Annotated in this window: 23 protein-coding genes; 13 read left to right on the forward strand and 10 right to left on the reverse strand. The window is 65.2% G+C overall.

The annotated features are described in order from the left end of the window. The first annotated feature begins 17 nt into the window (after positions 1-17). The 4 genes from rpoZ to ACFC2Y_RS05390 are packed head-to-tail and all read left to right on the forward strand — an operon-like array spanning position 18 to position 3,999. Positions 18-377 (forward strand): DNA-directed RNA polymerase subunit omega, encoded by a 360-nt coding sequence (rpoZ, locus tag ACFC2Y_RS05375; RefSeq protein WP_375174276.1) that lies wholly within the window; start codon positions 18-20, stop codon positions 375-377. A 40-nt stretch (positions 378-417) separates the two neighbouring features. After that, positions 418-2,595 carry a RelA/SpoT family protein gene (locus ACFC2Y_RS05380; RefSeq protein WP_375174429.1) on the forward strand — a complete coding sequence of 726 codons (2,178 nt, stop codon included), beginning with the start codon at positions 418-420 and terminating at the stop codon, positions 2,593-2,595. Continuing rightward, on the forward strand, positions 2,573-3,259 hold the full coding sequence (locus ACFC2Y_RS05385; RefSeq protein WP_375174275.1) for a DUF2062 domain-containing protein: 687 nt from the start codon (positions 2,573-2,575) through the stop codon (positions 3,257-3,259). Before ACFC2Y_RS05380 ends, ACFC2Y_RS05385 begins: the two co-directional genes overlap by 23 nt. Further along, the gene (locus ACFC2Y_RS05390) at positions 3,256-3,999 is read left to right on the forward strand and encodes a pyridoxine 5'-phosphate synthase (protein ID WP_375174274.1); all 744 of its coding nucleotides are present in this window, start codon (positions 3,256-3,258) and stop codon (positions 3,997-3,999) included. Before ACFC2Y_RS05385 ends, ACFC2Y_RS05390 begins: the two co-directional genes overlap by 4 nt. A 221-nt stretch (positions 4,000-4,220) precedes the next feature. Here the strand turns inward: ACFC2Y_RS05390 and ACFC2Y_RS05395 are convergent, their stop codons facing one another. Next, the gene (locus ACFC2Y_RS05395; RefSeq protein WP_375174273.1) at positions 4,221-5,135 is read right to left on the reverse strand and encodes a LysR substrate-binding domain-containing protein; all 915 of its coding nucleotides are present in this window, start codon (positions 5,133-5,135) and stop codon (positions 4,221-4,223) included. Between the two features lie 93 nt (positions 5,136-5,228). Here ACFC2Y_RS05395 and ACFC2Y_RS05400 point away from each other — a divergent pair, with 93 nt between their 5' ends. The 5 genes from ACFC2Y_RS05400 to ACFC2Y_RS05420 all read left to right on the forward strand — a co-directional run bounded on the left by ACFC2Y_RS05400 (position 5,229) and on the right by ACFC2Y_RS05420 (position 8,454). Further along, entirely contained in the window at positions 5,229-5,420 is a 192-nt protein-coding gene (locus tag ACFC2Y_RS05400; protein ID WP_375174272.1) for a hypothetical protein, read from the forward strand. A gap of 65 nt (positions 5,421-5,485) precedes the next feature. After that, positions 5,486-5,899, forward strand: a complete 414-nt coding sequence (acpS, locus tag ACFC2Y_RS05405) for a holo-ACP synthase (RefSeq protein ID WP_375174271.1) — start codon at positions 5,486-5,488, stop codon at positions 5,897-5,899. Positions 5,900-6,056: 157 nt separating this feature from the next. Beyond that, the gene (gene lepB, locus ACFC2Y_RS05410; RefSeq protein ID WP_375174270.1) at positions 6,057-6,899 is read left to right on the forward strand and encodes a signal peptidase I; all 843 of its coding nucleotides are present in this window, start codon (positions 6,057-6,059) and stop codon (positions 6,897-6,899) included. 74 nt (positions 6,900-6,973) lie between these two features. Next, positions 6,974-7,654, forward strand: coding sequence for a ribonuclease III (gene rnc / locus ACFC2Y_RS05415; protein WP_375174428.1), 681 nt, complete (start codon positions 6,974-6,976; stop codon positions 7,652-7,654). Beyond that, positions 7,654-8,454: an endonuclease/exonuclease/phosphatase family protein gene (locus ACFC2Y_RS05420; protein ID WP_375174269.1), complete on the forward strand. Its 801-nt coding sequence runs from the start codon at positions 7,654-7,656 to the stop codon at positions 8,452-8,454. Before rnc ends, ACFC2Y_RS05420 begins: the two co-directional genes overlap by 1 nt. A 74-nt stretch (positions 8,455-8,528) precedes the next feature. Here ACFC2Y_RS05420 and ACFC2Y_RS05425 read toward each other — a convergent pair whose 3' ends face one another. Continuing rightward, entirely contained in the window at positions 8,529-9,158 is a 630-nt protein-coding gene (locus tag ACFC2Y_RS05425) for a thermonuclease family protein (protein WP_375174268.1), read from the reverse strand. A 154-nt stretch (positions 9,159-9,312) separates the two neighbouring features. On the opposite strand from ACFC2Y_RS05425, the gene era reads away from it, so the two are divergent. Further along, positions 9,313-10,218, forward strand: a complete 906-nt coding sequence (gene era, locus ACFC2Y_RS05430; RefSeq protein WP_375174267.1) for a GTPase Era — start codon at positions 9,313-9,315, stop codon at positions 10,216-10,218. A gap of 3 nt (positions 10,219-10,221) precedes the next feature. Then, positions 10,222-10,551, forward strand: coding sequence for a DUF1491 family protein (locus ACFC2Y_RS05435; protein WP_375174266.1), 330 nt, complete (start codon positions 10,222-10,224; stop codon positions 10,549-10,551). Here the strand turns inward: ACFC2Y_RS05435 and ACFC2Y_RS05440 are convergent. After that, a complete protein-coding gene (locus tag ACFC2Y_RS05440) occupies positions 10,548-11,162 on the reverse strand; it encodes a Pr6Pr family membrane protein (protein WP_375174265.1) in 615 nt (204 codons plus the stop codon). The genes ACFC2Y_RS05435 and ACFC2Y_RS05440 overlap by 4 nt on opposite strands. A 55-nt stretch (positions 11,163-11,217) precedes the next feature. Between ACFC2Y_RS05440 and recO the strand changes: the two genes are divergently transcribed. After that, the gene (gene recO / locus ACFC2Y_RS05445) at positions 11,218-11,943 is read left to right on the forward strand and encodes a DNA repair protein RecO (protein WP_375174264.1); all 726 of its coding nucleotides are present in this window, start codon (positions 11,218-11,220) and stop codon (positions 11,941-11,943) included. A gap of 4 nt (positions 11,944-11,947) precedes the next feature. Here the strand turns inward: recO and ACFC2Y_RS05450 are convergent, their stop codons facing one another. Beyond that, positions 11,948-12,475, reverse strand: coding sequence for a TetR/AcrR family transcriptional regulator (locus ACFC2Y_RS05450; RefSeq protein ID WP_375174263.1), 528 nt, complete (start codon positions 12,473-12,475; stop codon positions 11,948-11,950). A 160-nt stretch (positions 12,476-12,635) separates the two neighbouring features. Between ACFC2Y_RS05450 and rnhA the strand changes: the two genes are divergently transcribed. Further along, a complete protein-coding gene (rnhA, locus tag ACFC2Y_RS05455) occupies positions 12,636-13,085 on the forward strand; it encodes a ribonuclease HI (RefSeq protein ID WP_375174262.1) in 450 nt (149 codons plus the stop codon). Between the two features lie 40 nt (positions 13,086-13,125). Here rnhA and ACFC2Y_RS05460 read toward each other — a convergent pair whose 3' ends face one another. The 6 genes from ACFC2Y_RS05460 to def (ACFC2Y_RS05485) all read right to left on the reverse strand — a co-directional run bounded on the left by ACFC2Y_RS05460 (position 13,126) and on the right by def (ACFC2Y_RS05485) (position 16,760). Then, entirely contained in the window at positions 13,126-13,965 is an 840-nt protein-coding gene (locus tag ACFC2Y_RS05460; protein WP_375186414.1) for a DUF6635 family protein, read from the reverse strand. Next, complete coding sequence (locus ACFC2Y_RS05465) at positions 13,941-14,177, reverse strand: GlsB/YeaQ/YmgE family stress response membrane protein (RefSeq protein WP_375174260.1); 237 nt, start codon at positions 14,175-14,177, stop codon at positions 13,941-13,943. Before ACFC2Y_RS05465 ends, ACFC2Y_RS05460 begins: the two co-directional genes overlap by 25 nt. A 101-nt stretch (positions 14,178-14,278) precedes the next feature. After that, complete coding sequence (gene fmt, locus ACFC2Y_RS05470) at positions 14,279-15,184, reverse strand: methionyl-tRNA formyltransferase (RefSeq protein WP_375174259.1); 906 nt, start codon at positions 15,182-15,184, stop codon at positions 14,279-14,281. Between the two features lie 72 nt (positions 15,185-15,256). Beyond that, positions 15,257-15,751 carry a peptide deformylase gene (def, locus tag ACFC2Y_RS05475; protein WP_375174258.1) on the reverse strand — a complete coding sequence of 165 codons (495 nt, stop codon included), beginning with the start codon at positions 15,749-15,751 and terminating at the stop codon, positions 15,257-15,259. After that, entirely contained in the window at positions 15,748-16,245 is a 498-nt protein-coding gene (gene def / locus ACFC2Y_RS05480; protein ID WP_375174257.1) for a peptide deformylase, read from the reverse strand. Before def (ACFC2Y_RS05480) ends, def (ACFC2Y_RS05475) begins: the two co-directional genes overlap by 4 nt. Then, positions 16,242-16,760, reverse strand: a complete 519-nt coding sequence (gene def, locus ACFC2Y_RS05485) for a peptide deformylase (protein ID WP_375174256.1) — start codon at positions 16,758-16,760, stop codon at positions 16,242-16,244. Before def (ACFC2Y_RS05485) ends, def (ACFC2Y_RS05480) begins: the two co-directional genes overlap by 4 nt. Positions 16,761-16,876 lie beyond the last annotated feature (116 nt).

Raw genomic sequence — 16,876 nt, forward strand, 5'->3', positions numbered from 1 at the left:
ATAACCCGGAGTGCCCTATGGCCCGTGTGACCGTTGAAGATTGCGTCGATAAAGTCCCGAACCGGTTCGAGCTTGTCCTGCTCGCCGCGCATCGTGCGCGCGAAATCTCTGCAGGTGGCCCGATCACTGTTGATCGTGACAACGACAAGAACCCGGTCGTCAGCCTGCGTGAAATCGCCGAAGAAACCCAGTCGGCTGATGAGCTGCGCGAGCGTCTGATCGAAGCCAACCAGAACCAGATCGAAGTCGACGAACCCGAAGAAGACAGCATGGCGCTGCTCATGGGGGCCGAAACGGCCGACAAGCCCGCCGACGACGACATGAGCGAAGAAAAGCTCCTCCGTGCGCTGATGGAGGCGCAGGGCGGCCAAGGTTAATCAGGGCTAAGGGGCTCAGAAAGGCGCGACCGACGTGGAGCTGAAGCCCGCTGACGATCTTATCACGCTGGTCCGCGCCTATAACCCCCGGACGAACGAAGCCCTGATTCGCGCCGCCTATGATTTTGGCCGCGACATGCACGAAGGGCAGTTCCGGAAATCCGGGGAACCCTACTTCTCCCACCCGATCGAAGTCGCCTCGATCCTCGCCCAGCAACATCTGGACGACGCCACCATCGTGACGGCCCTGCTGCACGACACGATCGAGGACACCAAGGCCAGCTATCAGACCGTCTCCGAACGCTTCGGCTCCGACATCGCCGAACTGGTGAACGGCGTGACGAAGCTGACCAACCTGCAGCTCACCTCGACGGAGACCAAGCAGGCCGAAAACTTCCGCAAGCTCTTCATGGCCATGTCGCGCGACCTGCGCGTCCTGCTGGTGAAACTTGCCGACCGCCTTCACAACATGCGCACGATCAAGTCGATGCGCGCCGAAAAGCAGGTGCAGAAGGCGCGTGAGACGATGGATATCTTTGCCCCCCTCGCCGGGCGCATGGGCATGCAGTGGATGCGCGAGGAGTTGGAGGATCTCTCCTTCAAGGTTCTCAACCCCGAGGCCCGCAATTCCATCATCCGCCGCTTCATCATGCTGCAACAGGAAAGCGGCGATGTGATCGAACGGATCACCACCGACATGCGGTCCGAACTGGAGAAGGCCGGGATCATTGGCAGCGTCTCCGGCCGGGCCAAACGGCCCTACTCCATCTGGCGCAAGATGGAGGAGAAGGATCAGAGCTTCTCTCGCCTGTCCGACATCTACGGTTTCCGGATCACCACCGGGACCGAGGACGACTGCTACCGCATCCTGGGCGTGATCCACCGGCGCTGGCGCTCCGTCCCCGGGCGGTTCAAGGATTACATCAGCCAGCCAAAGACCAACGGCTACCGCTCGATCCACACCACCGTCTCGGGCCGCGACGGCAAGCGGGTGGAGGTGCAGATCCGCACCCAGGCAATGCACGAGGTCGCCGAATCCGGCGTTGCCGCCCACTGGTCCTACCGCGACGGCGTTCCCTCCGAAAACCCATTTGCCGTAGACCCCGCCCGCTGGATCACCACCCTGTCCGAACAGTTCCAGAACGAAGACGACCACGAGGATTTCCTCGAAGCGGTCAAGCTGGAGATGTATTCGGACAAAGTCTTTTGCTTCACGCCCAAGGGCGAGGTCGTCAAACTGCCCAAGGGCGCCACGCCCATTGACTTTGCCTATGCCATCCACACCCGGATCGGCTCGGCCTGCGTCGGGGCCAAGATCGACGGGATGCGCGTGCCGCTCTGGACCCGGGTCAAGAACGGCCAGTCGATCGAGATCATCACCGCCGAAGGGCAGGAACCCCAGGCGACCTGGCTGGACATCGCGACCACTGGCAAGGCCAAGACCGCGATCCGCCGCGCCCTGCGCGAGGTCGACCGCGAACGCTTCATCAAGCTGGGTTGGGAACTCGCGCGGTCTGCCTTTGAACACATAGGCAAGAAGGCCACCGACAAAGCTCTGGAAACCGCCGCCGAAAAGCTGCGCCTGGACAGCCGCGACACCCTGCTCGCGCGCCTCGGCTCGGCTGAACTCAGCGCCAGCCAGGTCGTGCAGACGCTCTATCCGACACTGGTGCCCGACGATGGCGAAGGCATCCGCAGCGAACGCGCGGTGATCGGCCTCGCCCCCGGTCAGAAATTCGAACGCGCCGCCTGCTGCCAGCCCCTGCCGGGCGAGCGGATTGTCGGCATCACCTGGAAGGGGCGCGGCGTGGTCGTCCATGCCATCGACTGCCCCGTCCTCAGCGATTACGAGGATCAGCCCGAACGCTGGCTTGACCTGCACTGGCATTCCGGCAAGCACGCGGCGGTCAACCCTGTGACCCTGGCCCTGACCCTGGGCAATGACGCAGGGGTGCTGGGGCGAATTTGCACATTGATCGGGGAACAGAAGGCCAATATCTCCGATCTCGAGTTCATCGACAGGAAACCAGATTTCTACAGGATCCTGTTCGACATCGAATTGCGCGACGCAGAGCATTTGCACAACGTGACCTCCGCCCTCGAAGCGGAATCGGACGTGGCGGCGCTGTCGCGCTACCGCAACCCGTCGGCGGCCCGGCCCCCTGCGCCCGCCCCGGCAGAGATGGGAGAGACCGTTGGTCTTCAAACGTCGCGATAGACGTCCTCTCTGGCTGATCGCTTTCGAGTTCTTCTGGCCGCGCGGCGGCTGGACCCGCGCGTTCCACTACGTCAAACACCGGATGCGGCGCCTGCCCGACAGCCCGGAGAAAATCGCCCGGGGTATCTTTGCGGGCATGGTCACGATCTTCACCCCCTTCTACGGGCTGCATTTCCTCACCGCCGCCCTGATCGCCTTCATCGTTCGGGGCAATATCCTGGCAGCGCTTCTGGCCACCTTTGTCGGCAACCCGCTCACCTTCGTGCCGATCGCCCTGGTCTCGGTCCAGACCGGCCTCTTCATCCTGGGACGTCACCCCAATGCCGCCGGGGACGAGGACAATTTCGCACAGAAATTCCTCTCTGCCGCCGCGGACCTGAAGGAAAACCTCATCGCGCTCTTCACCGATGTCGATGCCGATTGGACCGCGCTGAAAATTTTCTACCACGACATCTTCTATCCCTACATGATCGGCGGCATCATCCCTGGTATCGTCGCCGGTCTGGTGGCCTATTATCTGTCCGTGCCGCTGATCCGCGCCTACCAGCACAGACGACGCGGCGCGCTGAAAAAGAAGCTGGCCGCCATCAGGGCCAAGGCCGACGCGGCCAAGCGGCAGAAAAAAGAAAAGAAATCCGACGCGGAACAGGGGACGAACACATGACCGGCAAACTCCGACTTGGCGTGAACATCGACCATGTGGCCACCGTGCGAAACGCCCGCGGATCGGCCTATCCCGACCCACTGCGCGCCGCCAAGATCGCCGAGGAGGCCGGGGCCGACGGCATCACCGCACACCTGCGCGAGGATCGCCGCCATATCTCCGACACCGACATCGAGGCGCTGATGGAGGGGCTGTCCCTGCCGCTCAACTTCGAAATGGCCGCGACGGACGAAATGCAGGCCATTGCTCTGCGTCACAAGCCGCACGCCGTCTGCATCGTACCGGAAAAGCGCGAGGAACGGACGACCGAAGGCGGGCTGGAGGTCGCGCGGGAGGAAAATAAGCTGGCCCATTTCATCGCGCCCCTGCGCGAAGCCGGGTGCCGCGTGTCGATCTTCATCGCCGCCGACCGCCGCCAGATCGAGGCCGCGCATCGCATCGGCGCCGAGGTGATTGAACTGCACACCGGCGCCTATTGCGATTTCCATGCCGAGGGGGAATTTGCCAAACGGGACGAGGAGCTCGCCCGCCTGACGGAGATGGCCACCTTCGCCCATTCCCTGGGGCTGGAGGTGCACGCGGGTCACGGCCTGACCTACGACACGGTGCAGCCCGTCGCGGCCCTGCCCGAGGTGATGGAGCTGAACATCGGTCATTTCCTGATCGGCGAGGCGATCTTCCTCGGCCTCGACCCGGCCATCCGCGAAATGCGCCGCCTGATGGACGCGGCGCGCGCCTGACAGGCGGCCACCGCACCCGACAGCCAAGACGAACTGACGCTCAGCCGTGCGGGCGCCGACCCGCGGGGTGGCGCTGCGCGGCTTGGCAATTGCGATTTATGGTGACGCCCTGGGGCGCTTTCGCCGGTCAGCACAAACGTCACCCAAGCGCCGCCCCGAGGGGGCGGGTCGGCGCTCGCACGGCGGCTTCGCCGTGATTCCGTGCGAAAGGGGATCACCGGTCAGACGCCCCCCGGCACCTCCGCCACACCCAGCCCCTCTGCCGCGATGGCCTCTTTCAACCAGGCGCGGAACCGCCTTTGCGGTTGGCTCAATGACCGGTCCTGCGCGGACACCAGCCAATATGACGCCCCGGTTTCGCGCCAGACGGGGAACGGCGCGACCACCTGCCCCCGGCGCAGCGCATCGACGCAAAGCGTTTCGAACCCCAGGAAGACCCCCGCCCCGGTCATCGCCGAATCCAGACAGAGCGATCCCTCCCCGAACTCCGGCCCGCCGGGCAGTTGGTGCGGGTTCAAAGCACCCGTTCCCAGCCAATCATCCCAGTCGTACATCGCCTTCACATCACGAATGATCGGCACATGCATCAGATCGGCGGGGCTCGTCAGCCGTTCCGCCACCTCCGCACTGCAGACCGGAACAATGCGCTGCGGAAACAACTGCTCCGCCGTCGTGCCCGGGTAGGGGCCGCGCCCGATGCGGATGGCAAAATCCGCCGTGCCGTCGTTCGGGTCGATTAGCTCCGTGTCGCTGTCGATGCGGATGCGGATATCGGGATGGGCGCGGGTGAAGTCGCGCAGCCGCCAGATCAGCCAGCGCGCCGCAAAGATCGGCGCGCAGGAAACGGTCAGCGCGCTCTGCCGGTCGGTCCGGGTCTCATCCACCGCGGCCTTCAGCCGCTCGAACCCCTGACCCAGCAGACGAAACACCTCCTCCGTGCCCTCCGCCGCGACCATGCCGCCCGGGCGGCGGTCGAACAGACGCAGGTCCAGCGCCTCCTCCAGCCTGGCGATTTGTTGGCTGACCGCGCCGGGCGAGACATCCAGCTCCCGCCCCGCCGCCGAGAGGGAGCCGAGTCGATGCACCGCCTCGGCCGCACGCAATCCGTTCAGGGGCGCTTTGTTCAGGCTATCCATTCAGATTTTATAAACACTCATTCAGGTCTTGTGCAGTTTAAAAGGGTCGTCTGAGGCCCGATATAGCAGATTATCTATAACAAGGAGAAAACCATGAGAAACTGGTTCAAAACCCTCATCACGCCGGTCCCGGCCCCTGCCCCCGGCGATCCCTTCGACCATCCCGACATTGCGCGGATGTCCATGCGGGAACTTGCAGACCTGCCCCTGACACCCCCGCCCACCCCGGCAGCGCGCAATGCCCGCAGGGTGGCCGCACCGCTGACCCGGCGCGCGGTGGTCTGACACCACCTGACAGTCCCGCCCGGACCCGCTAGACAGACCGGGACGCGCAGCAAGGGACGCAACACATGATCCTCGGCATCGGCACCGATCTGGCCAATATCGACCGGATTCAGGGAACGCTAGACCGGTTCGGGGACCGGTTCCGCAACCGCGTTTTTACCGAGGTCGAACAGCGCAAGGCCGAACGCCGCAAGGACGTCGCCGGCACCTACGCCAAGAGATGGGCCGCCAAGGAGGCCTGCTCCAAGGCACTCGGCACCGGGCTGCGCATGGGTATTTCCTGGAAGGACATGGCGGTCAGCAACCTGCGCACGGGCCAGCCCGTGATGGCCGTCACCGGATGGGCCGCGGAGCGTCTGGCGGAAATGACCCCGCCGGGCCATGAGGCCATCATCCACGTGACCCTGACCGACGATCACCCCTGGGCGCAGGCCTTCGTGGTGATCGAGGCGCGGCCGGTCGACAGCCCCGCCAGCTGATCCCCCACCGTCCGCTCCCGCATCGCGACCCGCACCCCGGCCGGCGAAGTAGCTCTCGACACACAACCGTGACAGCGCCCCGCCCCCGGCCCAAGCTTGACACCCCGCTGGCAGAGCCGCATGTAGCCTGCAAGCGTCGAGCAGAAGGACATGCGCAATGGCTGACGAAAACCAGGGCTTCTTGGGGGCCATCTGGGAAACCATCAAGACGATCTTCTGGGCGCTGATCATCGCCGGGATCTTCCGCACGATCTTCTTCCAGCCCTTCTGGATCCCGTCCTCTTCGATGAAGGACACGCTGCTGATCGGCGACTTCCTCTTCGTCAACAAGATGGCCTACGGCTATTCCTACGCCTCCTGCCCCAACATCAAGATCCAGCGGTTTGGCATAGACATCGACGCCGAAGATATCTGCGGCTTCCTCGACGGCGCCAACAGTCGCATCCTGGGCGGTGATCCGGAACGTGGCGACGTGGTCGTCTTCCGCCACCCCGTCACCCATCAGGACTACATCAAGCGGCTGATCGGCATGCCGGGCGACAGGGTGCAGGTGAAGGCCGGCGTCATCCACATCAACGACGAACCGGTGAAGGTCGAGGACGGCGGCACCTTTACCGAGACCAAGGAACAGCAGGGGCCCGAACGCCGCTATCCGCGCTGTTCCAACGATCCGGTCGGCGAGGGCGGCCAGTGCGTCAAGGAACGTCACATCGAAACGCTGCCGAACGGCGTCAGCCATTCCACGCTGAACATCCGCGACGGGCTGGACCTGGACGACACCAAGGCCTTCACCGTGCCCGAGGGGCAGTATTTCTTCATGGGTGACAACCGCGACAATTCCACCGACAGCCGCGTCGCGCAGACCTCCTTCGGTGTCGGCATGGTGCCCTACGAAAACCTGATCGGCCGCGCGGACCGGATCATGTTCTCTTCCGCCGGGCGTTCGATGCTGTTCTTCTGGACCTGGCGCAGCGATCGTTTCTTCAAGGGAATCGAGTAGCCCTCCGGTCACGGCACACTGTTGGCAGGGTCCGGCAGGGTGATAGGATGGCCCGACGTCATCGGGAGGATGCGGTGAAACTCTCCGCCGAGCTTCAGGATTTTCAGCAACGGATCGGGCATGTTTTTGCCCGGCCCGAACTGCTTGTCCGGGCGGTCACCCATTCCTCCGTCTCCTCGCCCACCCGGGGCGACAACCAGCGGCTGGAATTCCTCGGCGACCGGGTGCTCGGGCTGGTCATGGCCGAGGCGCTCTTTGCCAAGGATCGCGACGCCAGCGAAGGACAGCTCGCCCCCCGCTTCAACGCGCTGGTGCGCAAGGAAACCTGCGCCGATGTTGCCCGCCAAGTCGAGCTGGGCGCGGTGCTGAAACTGGGCCGGTCCGAACAGCTGTCGGGCGGACGGCGCAAGATGGCGCTTCTGGGCGATGCGATGGAGGCGGTGATCGCCGCCGTCTACCGCGATGCCGGGTTCGACGCGGCGAAAGAGCTGATCCTGCGCCTCTGGGGCGACCGGATCGACGCGGTCGAGGAAGACGCCCGCGACGCCAAGACCGCTTTGCAGGAATGGGCCCAGGCCCGCGGCTTTCCGCCCCCCGCCTATACGGAGCTTGGCCGCGAAGGACCCGATCACGCGCCCGAGTTCCGCATCGAGGCCCGGTTGAAATCCGGCGAGACCGCCACCGCCAAGGCCGGATCGAAACGCGCCGCCGAACAGGCCGCCGCGCAGGCCCTCCTCCGGAGGCTGGACGCCTGATGAAGATTATCAGCCTGAATGCCTGGGGCGGCCGCCTCTTCGAGGAGCTGAGCGACTGGCTGGCCCAGCAACAGCCCGATGTCCTGTGCCTGCAGGAAGTGGTCTATGCCCCCGGCAGCCCCTCCGCCTGGCTGGATTATCGCGACGACGGCCAGAACCTGCCGCAACGCGCCGACATGCTGCGCGACATCCTGCGCGTGCTGCCGAACCATGGGGTGACCTTCTGCCCCGCCGCCTGCGGCACCCTCTGGTTGGGCGAGCGGCCGGTGCCCGCGCTCTGGGGCCTGGCGACCTTTCTGGGGCCGGAGCTGACCGTCGTCGGCCAGCACCAGGGTTTTGTCCACGGCGACTTCTCCCCGACCGGGTTCGGCCCACATCCCCGGTCCCGCACCGCCCATGTCGTCCGCGTCTTCCACCCCGAAGAAGGCGGCGTCACCGTCGGCCATATGCATGGGCTGCGCGACCCGAACGGCAAGATGGACACGCCCGTCCGCGGCGAACAGGCGCGTAAATTCGCGACGATGATTCAGAACGTGCTGCAACCCGGCGACCCGGTGATCGCCTGCGGCGATTTCAACGTCCTGCCCGGCTCCGAAACCTTCCGCGTCATGACCCGCGTCGCACCCTACAACCTGGTCACCATGCGCGGCTTTGACGGCACCCGGACCTCCCACTATCCGAAACCGGAGAAATGGGCGGACTACATGCTGGTGAACGGCCCCCTGAAGGACGCCCCATTCGCGGTCGTGAGCAACCCCGAAATCTCCGACCACTGCCCGCTGGTCTTGCAGACGGCCTAGGGGCGCTGCCCCCGCCCTGCGGGCTCCCCCGGAGTATTTGCGGGAAAGATGAAGTGGGTGGAGCTGCGCGCCTGTTACTGTCGGCGGCTCGGCCCGGCTGCTTTGGACGTCTCGTAGGGTGTAGACCAGAGATCCTGCCGCCCCTTTTGCCGGGCATCCGCGCGCCACAGCCGCTTCCGAACACCCGCCGGTTCATACTGCCGATAAAGACCGCCGGAGAACTTTTGCCAATCAATTGCCATACCTCTCCGCACCATCTCGGCTGAAAGATCTGTGCCATCCGGCAGCAGGCATTTCGCCACAATGCGATCATACGACAATCGACCCTGGGGCTCGATGCGGATCAATTTGCCTTTACACAATCCTATCAACGTCCACTTGGATTTCTGGCCCCAAGGGTGTTCCAATTCCGGCGCATCGATCCCGAAGAGGCGAATTCTCTGCTTCTTGACGATGATCGTATCACCGTCGATCACCATGCATTTCCCCGAGAAAGCAGATACTTCCCGTGCCTGCTCCATTCTGTTGGACGGGCTAGGCGCGGCAGGCCTGATCGGGAGGGTTGGAGGTGCTGGCCGCGGCCCGGCCGGGCGAGATATTTCCTTCGGCAGATCGAATGACTTAAAATCACGCTTTCTCTTTCGGCGCTGTGGAACAGCAATGGCGGCGACGCACACACAAACAAGAATAATAATAATTTCCACGGCGATTCTCCCAGTTTCATTTTCGGAGCGCCGCAATGAGAGTCAACGAAATGCATTGGAAACAGAGGGTTTCAACCTCACCCTCGCCCTTTCGCGACTGGCCGGAGTGAAACAAATGCTCTATGTCGCACGAAACCATGCCAGGATTCCCCCCATGACCACCCGCGCCGGATTCGTTGCCCTGATCGGAGAGCCCAATGCGGGCAAATCCACCCTGACCAACCGCATGGTCGGGGCCAAGGTCTCCATCGTCACGCACAAGGTGCAGACGACGCGCGCGCGCATCCGGGGCGTGGCGCTGGAGGGCGAGACGCAGATCGTCTTTGTCGACACCCCGGGCCTCTTTCAGCCGCGCCGACGGCTGGACCGCGCCATGGTGGCGGCGGCCTGGGGCGGGGCGGCGGATGCGGATATCACAGTCCTGCTGGTGGAGGCGCATCGCGGCATCACCGACGGGGTGAAGCGTATCCTGGAGGGCCTGGCAGAGATGCCCAAGGGCCGCCGCATCGCCCTGGCCATCAACAAGATCGACCGGGTCGAGGCGCCGCAGCTGCTGGACCTGACGGAGCAGCTGAACGCGGCCTATGATTTTGAAAAGACCTTCATGATCTCGGCCGAGAAGGGCCACGGCGTGCAGGACATGAAGAAATGGCTGGCGGGCGAGATGCCGGAAAGCCCCTGGCTCTACCCCGAGGACCAGATCGCCGACCTGCCCCTGCGCATGATCGCGGCGGAGATGACGCGCGAGAAGCTCACCCTGCGCCTGCATCAGGAGCTGCCCTATCAGCTGACTGTGGAAACCGAGGCCTGGGAAGAGCGCAAGGACGGCTCCGCCCGGATCGACCAGATCGTCTATGTCGCCCGCGACGGCCACAAGGGCATCGTGCTGGGCAACAAGGGCGAGACGATCAAGGCCGTGGGAAAAGCCGCGCGCGAGGAGCTGGAGGAGTTCCTGGGCCGCCGCGTCCACCTCTTCATCCAGGTGAAGGTCCGCCAGAACTGGCTGGAGGAGAAGGAGCGGTATTCCGAGATGGGCCTGGATTTCAAGGACGGAAACTGACACTTGCGCCTGACCGCCCGGATCTGGATCGACGCCTATCTCACCCGGCTGCGACTGCAGGATATTCCCGCCTTCATCGTCGCCCATGGCGATGACACCGGCGGCGCGGTTCTGGTCAAGCTCTCGACCCTCGACGGGCGGGCCCGGGCCTTTCAGCGCAGTTTCGACATCATGACCGGCGAACGCCAGTGGATGACCCTGGCCGAAGGGGCGGAGGCGGAGGTCGACGCGGCCATCACCCGCCAGCGTGGCTATGACCCCGATCTCTGGGTGGTGGAGGTGGAGGACCGGCAGGGCCGTCACCTGCTGGATGAGCCGGGGTTGTCGGACTAGCGCCGCAGCAGCCGCGCCACCGCGATCAGAACCAGCCCCGCCACGAAGAAAGAGACCGCCAGGATCACCGTCCATTGCGCCACGCCGATCCAGCCCAGCCTGTCCGGGTTGGTGAAGAAATAGGGATAGGTCCCGTCAAACTGCCCACGGCCCAGCGCATAAAGCACGTAGATCAGCGGCCAGAGCATCCACAGAAGCGCCGCCCGCGTCCCCAGCCCGGTCCGCGGCGCAAAGGCCAGCCACCAGATCACTACGGCCAGCGGAACGGCGGTATGCAGACCGACGTTCGCCCACCACGCCAGCCCCGCCATGGCCCCGTCAGGCGAGGCCAGCAGCAGATGATAGACCACCCCAGTGATCGCGATCCAGAGTGTCACGCCCCCGGTCCAGACCGGCAGCGACACCCGCCCCCGGAGCGCGATTGTCGCATAGGTCAGCGCCACCAGCAGATTGGTCAGGATGGTGAAGAACCGGCCAAGCCGCCAGAGCGTGGCCAGAACCGCCTCGTCCGGGTTGCTCTGCTGGCTTGACAGAACCTGCAGATATAGCGCGGCAAAGGCCAGAACGGCGATCAGGGCAGCCAGGGCGCGAGACAGGGGCGTCAGGGTCATGGCGTCAGGATTGCGCCAACTTGCCGAACCGCGCAAGGGCGCGGATAACGGGGGCATGGAATGGCGTGACGAAGGCATATTGCTGTCGGTGAAACGGCATGGGGAATCGGCGATCATCGCCGAGGTCTTCACCCCGACCCATGGCCGACACGCGGGGGTGGTCCGCGGCGGGGCCTCGCGCCGGATGGCGCCGATCCTGCAGCCCGGTGCCCAGATGGACATCGCCTGGAAGGCGCGGCTTCAGGAACACCTGGGGAATTTTGCCCTCGAACCGCTCCGCTCGCGCTCGGCGACGATTATGAGCAACCGAATGGCCCTCACCGGGCTGAACGCAGTCACCGCGCTGTTGTGCTTTACCCTGCCCGAACGCGAACCCCACGCCCGCCTCTACGCCCGGACCGAGGCGCTGCTGGACCTGCTGGAGCAGACCGATCTATGGCCGCTGGCCTATCTGCACTGGGAAATGGCCCTGCTGGAGGATCTTGGCTTCGGCCTCGACCTGAGCGGCTGCGCGGTGACCGGCGCGACGGAGGGTCTGCGCTATATCTCCCCCCGCACCGGCCGGGCCGTCACGGCGGAGGGGGCGGGCGAGTTTGCCGACCGCCTGCTGCCACTGCCGCCTTGCCTGATCGGCCAGGGCGAAGCGCCGGACGCGGAGATTGCCGAAGGCTTTCGCGTCACCGGGCATTTCCTTCATTCCCACCTCGCGCCGGAGCTGGGCAGCAGACCGCTGCCTGAGGCCCGGCAACGCTTCCTCGACCTGTTTGCAAAGCAATTGTAGCGGCTCAGCGCAGCGCCAACACCAAATCGACCAAGGTGGTGAGGGCCGTTTCATCCGCTACATCGTCCGACAGCAGCCCCATCCCGACCTTGGCGGCATAGAGAGTGCGGGCGATGTCCGGGTTGGTCACGCCGAGCTTGGTCAAGACGGCCGAAAGATGCGCCAGACGCGCCTCGTCCAGCTCTGCCAGCGTGGCCCGGGCGGCGGCATCGCTGGCAGCCCAGCTGCGCATCGCCGCCTCGGTCGCAGGATCGCCGCCGAAGCCGTCGCGCATCATGGCGTGCAGCTGCGCCACCGCTTCGGATTTCTCCCTGGGCGCGGCGGGCAGTTTCGTCGTCAGATCGCGCCAGAAGGACAGCAGCGCCTCGCGGTAACGCGGCACATCCTCGAAATGCCAGTAGAAGGAGCCCTTGGTCGTATCCAGCGCCCGTGCCAGTGGTTCGGCCTTCAGCGCCTCGGGACCCGAGGCAGCGAGGGCCTGCAGACCGGCCTGAAGCCAGTCATCGGCGGTAAGGCGTTGTTTCCGACTCATGCGCCTAGCTTACCTGAGTCTCGCTGCTTCGCAGCATTTTTTCTGCGGCCGCAAAGAAATGTGATCACCCGGACAGCCCCGAGGCGCACCAGTAAAGGGACAGGCCCGACCCGCGCCAAACGGGCTTGACCCCACGGGCCGCGCATGGTCACTCCGCCCCATGGCTGACTATTTCGCATTCACCGACGGAGCCTGCTCCGGCAATCCCGGCCCCGGGGGCTGGGGCGTTCTGTTGCAGGCAAAGGATGGCGAGACCGTCCTGAAGGAGCGTGACCTGAAAGGCGGCGAGGCGGAGACCACCAACAACCGGATGGAACTGCTCGCCGCCATCAACGCCCTGGAAACACTGGGCAAAGCGACGGCCATCACGATCGTGACCGACAGCGCCTACGTCAAGAACGGCGTCACCGGCTGGATCCACGGATGGAAGCGCAACGGCTGGCGGACCTCCAACAAGAAGCCGGTGAAGAACGTCGATCTCTGGCAGCGACTGGACGAGGCGCAGCAGCGCCATCAGGTCACCTGGCAATGGGTCAAGGGCCATGCAGGCCACCCGGAAAACGAACGCGCGGATGAACTGGCGCGCGAGGGCATGGCGCCGTTCAAATAGCCCACCCCGGGCGACAGGTCGCAGGCCGACCACGCTCGTTCTACCCGGTCAGACCCCGCCAAAGGCTGAGAGCCACGTCGGAAAGATCCCCGGCCCGCGCCAGGACATGCTCGCGCGCGACCCCCTCGGCCTCGGCCCGGTCCAGCCGTGTCAACAACCGTGTCAAACGCCGCCGATGCGTCCCCGTCGCCACCTGCACCGGATCGGCCAACACCCCGGCAAAGCTGGTCACCAGCGCCCCGAGGGAGGCCAGGACCACCCCTGTCAAAGCCACCTGCCAGACCGGCAGGGAAACCGGAAACACCGCGTAATAGGCCCGCCCCAGACCGGAGCCGAGCGGAAAGCCCGCAATCAGTTCTGCCTGCGCCCGCATTTCGGCCAGCGGCCCGGCCAGGGAAATCATCCCCGGCGTCGCCGCCCGGAACAGCACCAGCCCGGCCAGCAGGACAAACAGCGTCGTGACCATCTCCGCCACCGCGCTGCGCGTCGCGACATAGTCCTTGACCGCGGCCTCCCGCAATTCCGGCGGGGCAGTGACAAGGCCCTGCCCCTCCATCCGGTACAGCAACCCGCGCACCTCCGCCGCCACACGCGCGGAGACGGCGGTGTCGAAAAACACCCGTCGCGTCTTCAGCCAGGCTGAAACTCGCGGCATCCGCAGCCAGCGGGTCAGCACGGCCAACAGACGGGACAGCAGAAACACCGGCGCAAGACAAAGGTTCAGCGGCGCGCGCAGCAGATCCAGCCCAAATGCCGCCCGATGCAGGCGCAACGTGCCGCGCAGGCCAAAGACCCGGGCCACGAAGCCGCGCAGTTCAGCATCGCGCCGCGCGGCAACATCCATCGAAGGATCGCTTATTTGGGCCCGTAGGTCTGCCATAGCCAGATCAACAGAAGCGCACCCAGAACCGCCCCGATCAGCCCGGCGAAAAGCCCCATGACCGACAGCAGCGCCCGCAGGATCAACCCGCCGATCAGCGCGCCGCCCATGCCGATGGCGACGGTCACGGGGATCGAGGCCTCGATCCGCATCATCCGCGTCGCCAGAAACCCTGCCGCCGCCCCCACGATCAATAGCCAGATCACACCCATGAAGAACCCTCCGTTACCCTTTCACAATGGGGGGCGACCCCCGGCCTTTCAAGTGCGACGCAGCCTGTGCCGCAGCAATAGGTGGCGACACCGCAGGCTTGTTACAAACGTGCGCCCCTCGGGATCGGATTGCCCCGCAGGAACTCCGCCGCCTCCTGCGCACCCTTGCCGGCCCGCTGCAACCGCAGCAGCTGTACCGCTCCGGTGCCGCAGGCGACACGCAACGCATCGTCCAGAACCTCCCCCGGCGCGCCCTGCCCCGCGACCAATCGCGAGGCCAGCAGCTTCACCCGCTGCCCCCCGACCTCGCACCAAGCCCCGGGAAAGGGCGACAGACCCCGGATCAGCCGGTCGACCTCCGCCGCCGGGCGGGTCCAGTCGACCCGTGCTTCGGACTTGTCGATCTTGCTGGCATAGCTCACCCCCGCGTCCGGCTGCACCTCCGGTTCCAACTCGTCCAGCCGCGCCAGCGCCTCGACGATCAGCCGCGCGCCAAGCACGGACAGCCGGTCATGCAGCTCCGCCGTGGTCTCCTCCGCCGCGATCGCCAGCGCCTCGCGCAGCAGGACCGGGCCGGTGTCCAGCCCCGCCTCCATCTGCATGATGCAAACGCCGGTTTCCGCATCGCCCGCCATGATCGCCCGGTGGATCGGCGCCGCCCCGCGCCAACGCGGCAGGAGCGAGGCATGGATGTTCAGGCACCCCCGCACGGGCGCATCCAGAATGGCCTGCGGCAGGATCAGCCCATAGGCCACCACCACCGCCACATCCGCCTTCAGCGCCGCAAATTCCGCCTGCGCCTCCGCCCCTTTCAGCGAGGCGGGATGGCGCACCTCCAGCCCCAGCTCAGTGGCCCGCGCATGTACCGGTGTCGGCCGGTCCTTCTTGCCACGTCCAGCGGGGCGCGGCGGCTGGCAATAGACACAGGCAATCTCGTGCCCGGCCTCGACCAGCGCATCCAGCACCGGCACGGAAAACTCCGGCGTTCCCATGAAAATCACGCGCATCCGACCACTCTCCTGCTTCATCTTGCCCGAAATACTCCGGGGGTCCGGGGGCAGCGCCCCCGCAGCAACGCCTCAGCCGAGCTTCTTCGCCTTGCGCAGCAGCATGTCCCGTTTCATCTTGCTCAGCCGGTCGAAATACATCTTCCCCGCCAGATGGTCGATCTGATGCTGCACAGAGGTCGACCAGAGCCCGACGAAATCCCGCTCCTCGATCTCTCCGGCCTCGTTCAGGAACCGCACGGTCACCGCCCGCGGCCGCGCGATCTTCGCCGACACCCCGGGCAGGCAGGGCGAGGCCTCCTCATGCTCACGCGGCTGCACGCTGGCATGCAGCACCTCCGGATTGGCCATCCGCACCGCCTGCCCCCGCTCGGAGGAGGCATCGACCACCGCCAGCCGCTTCATCACGCCGATCTGCACCGCAGCCAGACCGACACCAGGCATCGCCTCCATCGTGTCGATCATGTCGCCCCAGATCGCCCGCACCTCATCCGTCACCGCCGCGACATCCGAAGCCGGGGTCCGCAGCCGCTTGTCCGGCCACCTGAGGATGGCGCGGGCGGTCATGTCTGCGCCTCGTAGGCGTCAACCAGCGCCCCGCGCGTGGGCGGATCGACCCGGTCAAAGATCACCCGACCGTCTAGATGGTCGGATTCATGCTGCGCGCAGACCGCATGAAAGCCGGTCAGCTCTGCCTCCTGTCTCTGCCAAGCCGCATCGAACCAGCGCATCCGGATGACCGAGGGGCGCGCGACCCGTGCGGCAACCCCGGGGATGGACAGGCAGGCCTCCTCGTTCTCCGCCAGAGCCTCCGACCGCGACAGGATTTCGGGGTTAATGCAGGCCACCGGGCTGCGCCCCCCTTCTTTCCACGTCACATCCATGATGAAGAGACGCTTCATGACCCCGACCTGAGGCCCGGCCAGCCCGCGACCCGGCGCAGCATACATCGTGTCGAACATATCTGCGATCAGGGCAGAAAGGTCCTCCCCCTCCGTCACAGGATCGCAAACCGCCGACAGGCGGGGATCGGGCCAGCGCAGGATCGGCAGAACGGTCACGCCCTTGCCCGCTCGCGCTTCAGCTTCTGGGATTTCCGCGTCATCATCTGCCGCTTCATTGGCGACAGGTAATCGATGAAGAGCTTGCCATCCAGGTGGTCGATCTCGTGCTGCACGCAGGTCGCCCAGAGCTTGTCGAAGGTTTCCGACTGCGGATTGCCGTCCCGGTCCATCCATTCAACGGTGACCTCTGCCGGGCGCTCGACCTCCGCATATTGCTCGGGGATCGACAGGCAGCCTTCCTCGTAGACGGATTTTTCATCCGAGGCGGCGATAACCTTCGGATTGAACATCACCAGAGGACGGGGGGATTCATTCTCATCCTTGACGCAATCCAGAACAATCAGACGCGACATCAACCCGATCTGCGGCCCGGCCAGCCCGATCCCGGGGGCGTCATACATGGTTTCCAGCATGTCATCCGCGACCTTGCGCAGCTCGTCTGTGACGTCCGTGACGGGATCGACCACCTTTTTCAGGCGCGGATCGGGATGGATCAGGATGGGTCTTTTCATGCGCTTCATGTAAGCGATGCCCGGCGCGCGCGCAATCTCTCTGCCCGCCTGTCAATTCCTGCACATACGGCTGTGATTTGCACGCCTTGCCCCCGGCGCCACAATCACTAGCCTGC

The sequence above is a fragment of the Pseudooceanicola sp. genome, from assembly GCF_041987405.1.
Classification (GTDB): Bacteria; Pseudomonadota; Alphaproteobacteria; order Rhodobacterales; family Rhodobacteraceae; genus Pseudooceanicola.

Excerpts from the sequence above, each read along its gene's own strand:
- ACFC2Y_RS05400 (WP_375174272.1), top strand. The coding sequence starts at position 5,229 with ATGAGAAACTGGTTCAAAACCCTCATCACGCCGGTCCCGGCCCCTGCC.
- lepB (WP_375174270.1), top strand. The coding sequence starts at position 6,057 with ATGGCTGACGAAAACCAGGGCTTCTTGGGGGCCATCTGGGAAACCATC.
- ACFC2Y_RS05450 (WP_375174263.1), bottom strand. The coding sequence starts at position 12,475 with ATGAGTCGGAAACAACGCCTTACCGCCGATGACTGGCTTCAGGCCGGT.
- ACFC2Y_RS05395 (WP_375174273.1), bottom strand. The coding sequence starts at position 5,135 with ATGGATAGCCTGAACAAAGCGCCCCTGAACGGATTGCGTGCGGCCGAG.
- ACFC2Y_RS05420 (WP_375174269.1), top strand. The coding sequence starts at position 7,654 with ATGAAGATTATCAGCCTGAATGCCTGGGGCGGCCGCCTCTTCGAGGAG.
- rpoZ (WP_375174276.1), top strand. The coding sequence starts at position 18 with ATGGCCCGTGTGACCGTTGAAGATTGCGTCGATAAAGTCCCGAACCGG.
- fmt (WP_375174259.1), bottom strand. The coding sequence starts at position 15,184 with ATGCGCGTGATTTTCATGGGAACGCCGGAGTTTTCCGTGCCGGTGCTG.
- era (WP_375174267.1), top strand. The coding sequence starts at position 9,313 with ATGACCACCCGCGCCGGATTCGTTGCCCTGATCGGAGAGCCCAATGCG.
- def (WP_375174256.1), bottom strand. The coding sequence starts at position 16,760 with ATGAAAAGACCCATCCTGATCCATCCCGATCCGCGCCTGAAAAAGGTG.
- acpS (WP_375174271.1), top strand. The coding sequence starts at position 5,486 with ATGATCCTCGGCATCGGCACCGATCTGGCCAATATCGACCGGATTCAG.
- ACFC2Y_RS05390 (WP_375174274.1), top strand. The coding sequence starts at position 3,256 with ATGACCGGCAAACTCCGACTTGGCGTGAACATCGACCATGTGGCCACC.
- rnhA (WP_375174262.1), top strand. The coding sequence starts at position 12,636 with ATGGCTGACTATTTCGCATTCACCGACGGAGCCTGCTCCGGCAATCCC.
- def (WP_375174258.1), bottom strand. The coding sequence starts at position 15,751 with ATGACCGCCCGCGCCATCCTCAGGTGGCCGGACAAGCGGCTGCGGACC.
- ACFC2Y_RS05440 (WP_375174265.1), bottom strand. The coding sequence starts at position 11,162 with ATGACCCTGACGCCCCTGTCTCGCGCCCTGGCTGCCCTGATCGCCGTT.
- recO (WP_375174264.1), top strand. The coding sequence starts at position 11,218 with ATGGAATGGCGTGACGAAGGCATATTGCTGTCGGTGAAACGGCATGGG.
- ACFC2Y_RS05465 (WP_375174260.1), bottom strand. The coding sequence starts at position 14,177 with ATGGGTGTGATCTGGCTATTGATCGTGGGGGCGGCGGCAGGGTTTCTG.
- ACFC2Y_RS05460 (WP_375186414.1), bottom strand. The coding sequence starts at position 13,965 with ATGGCAGACCTACGGGCCCAAATAAGCGATCCTTCGATGGATGTTGCC.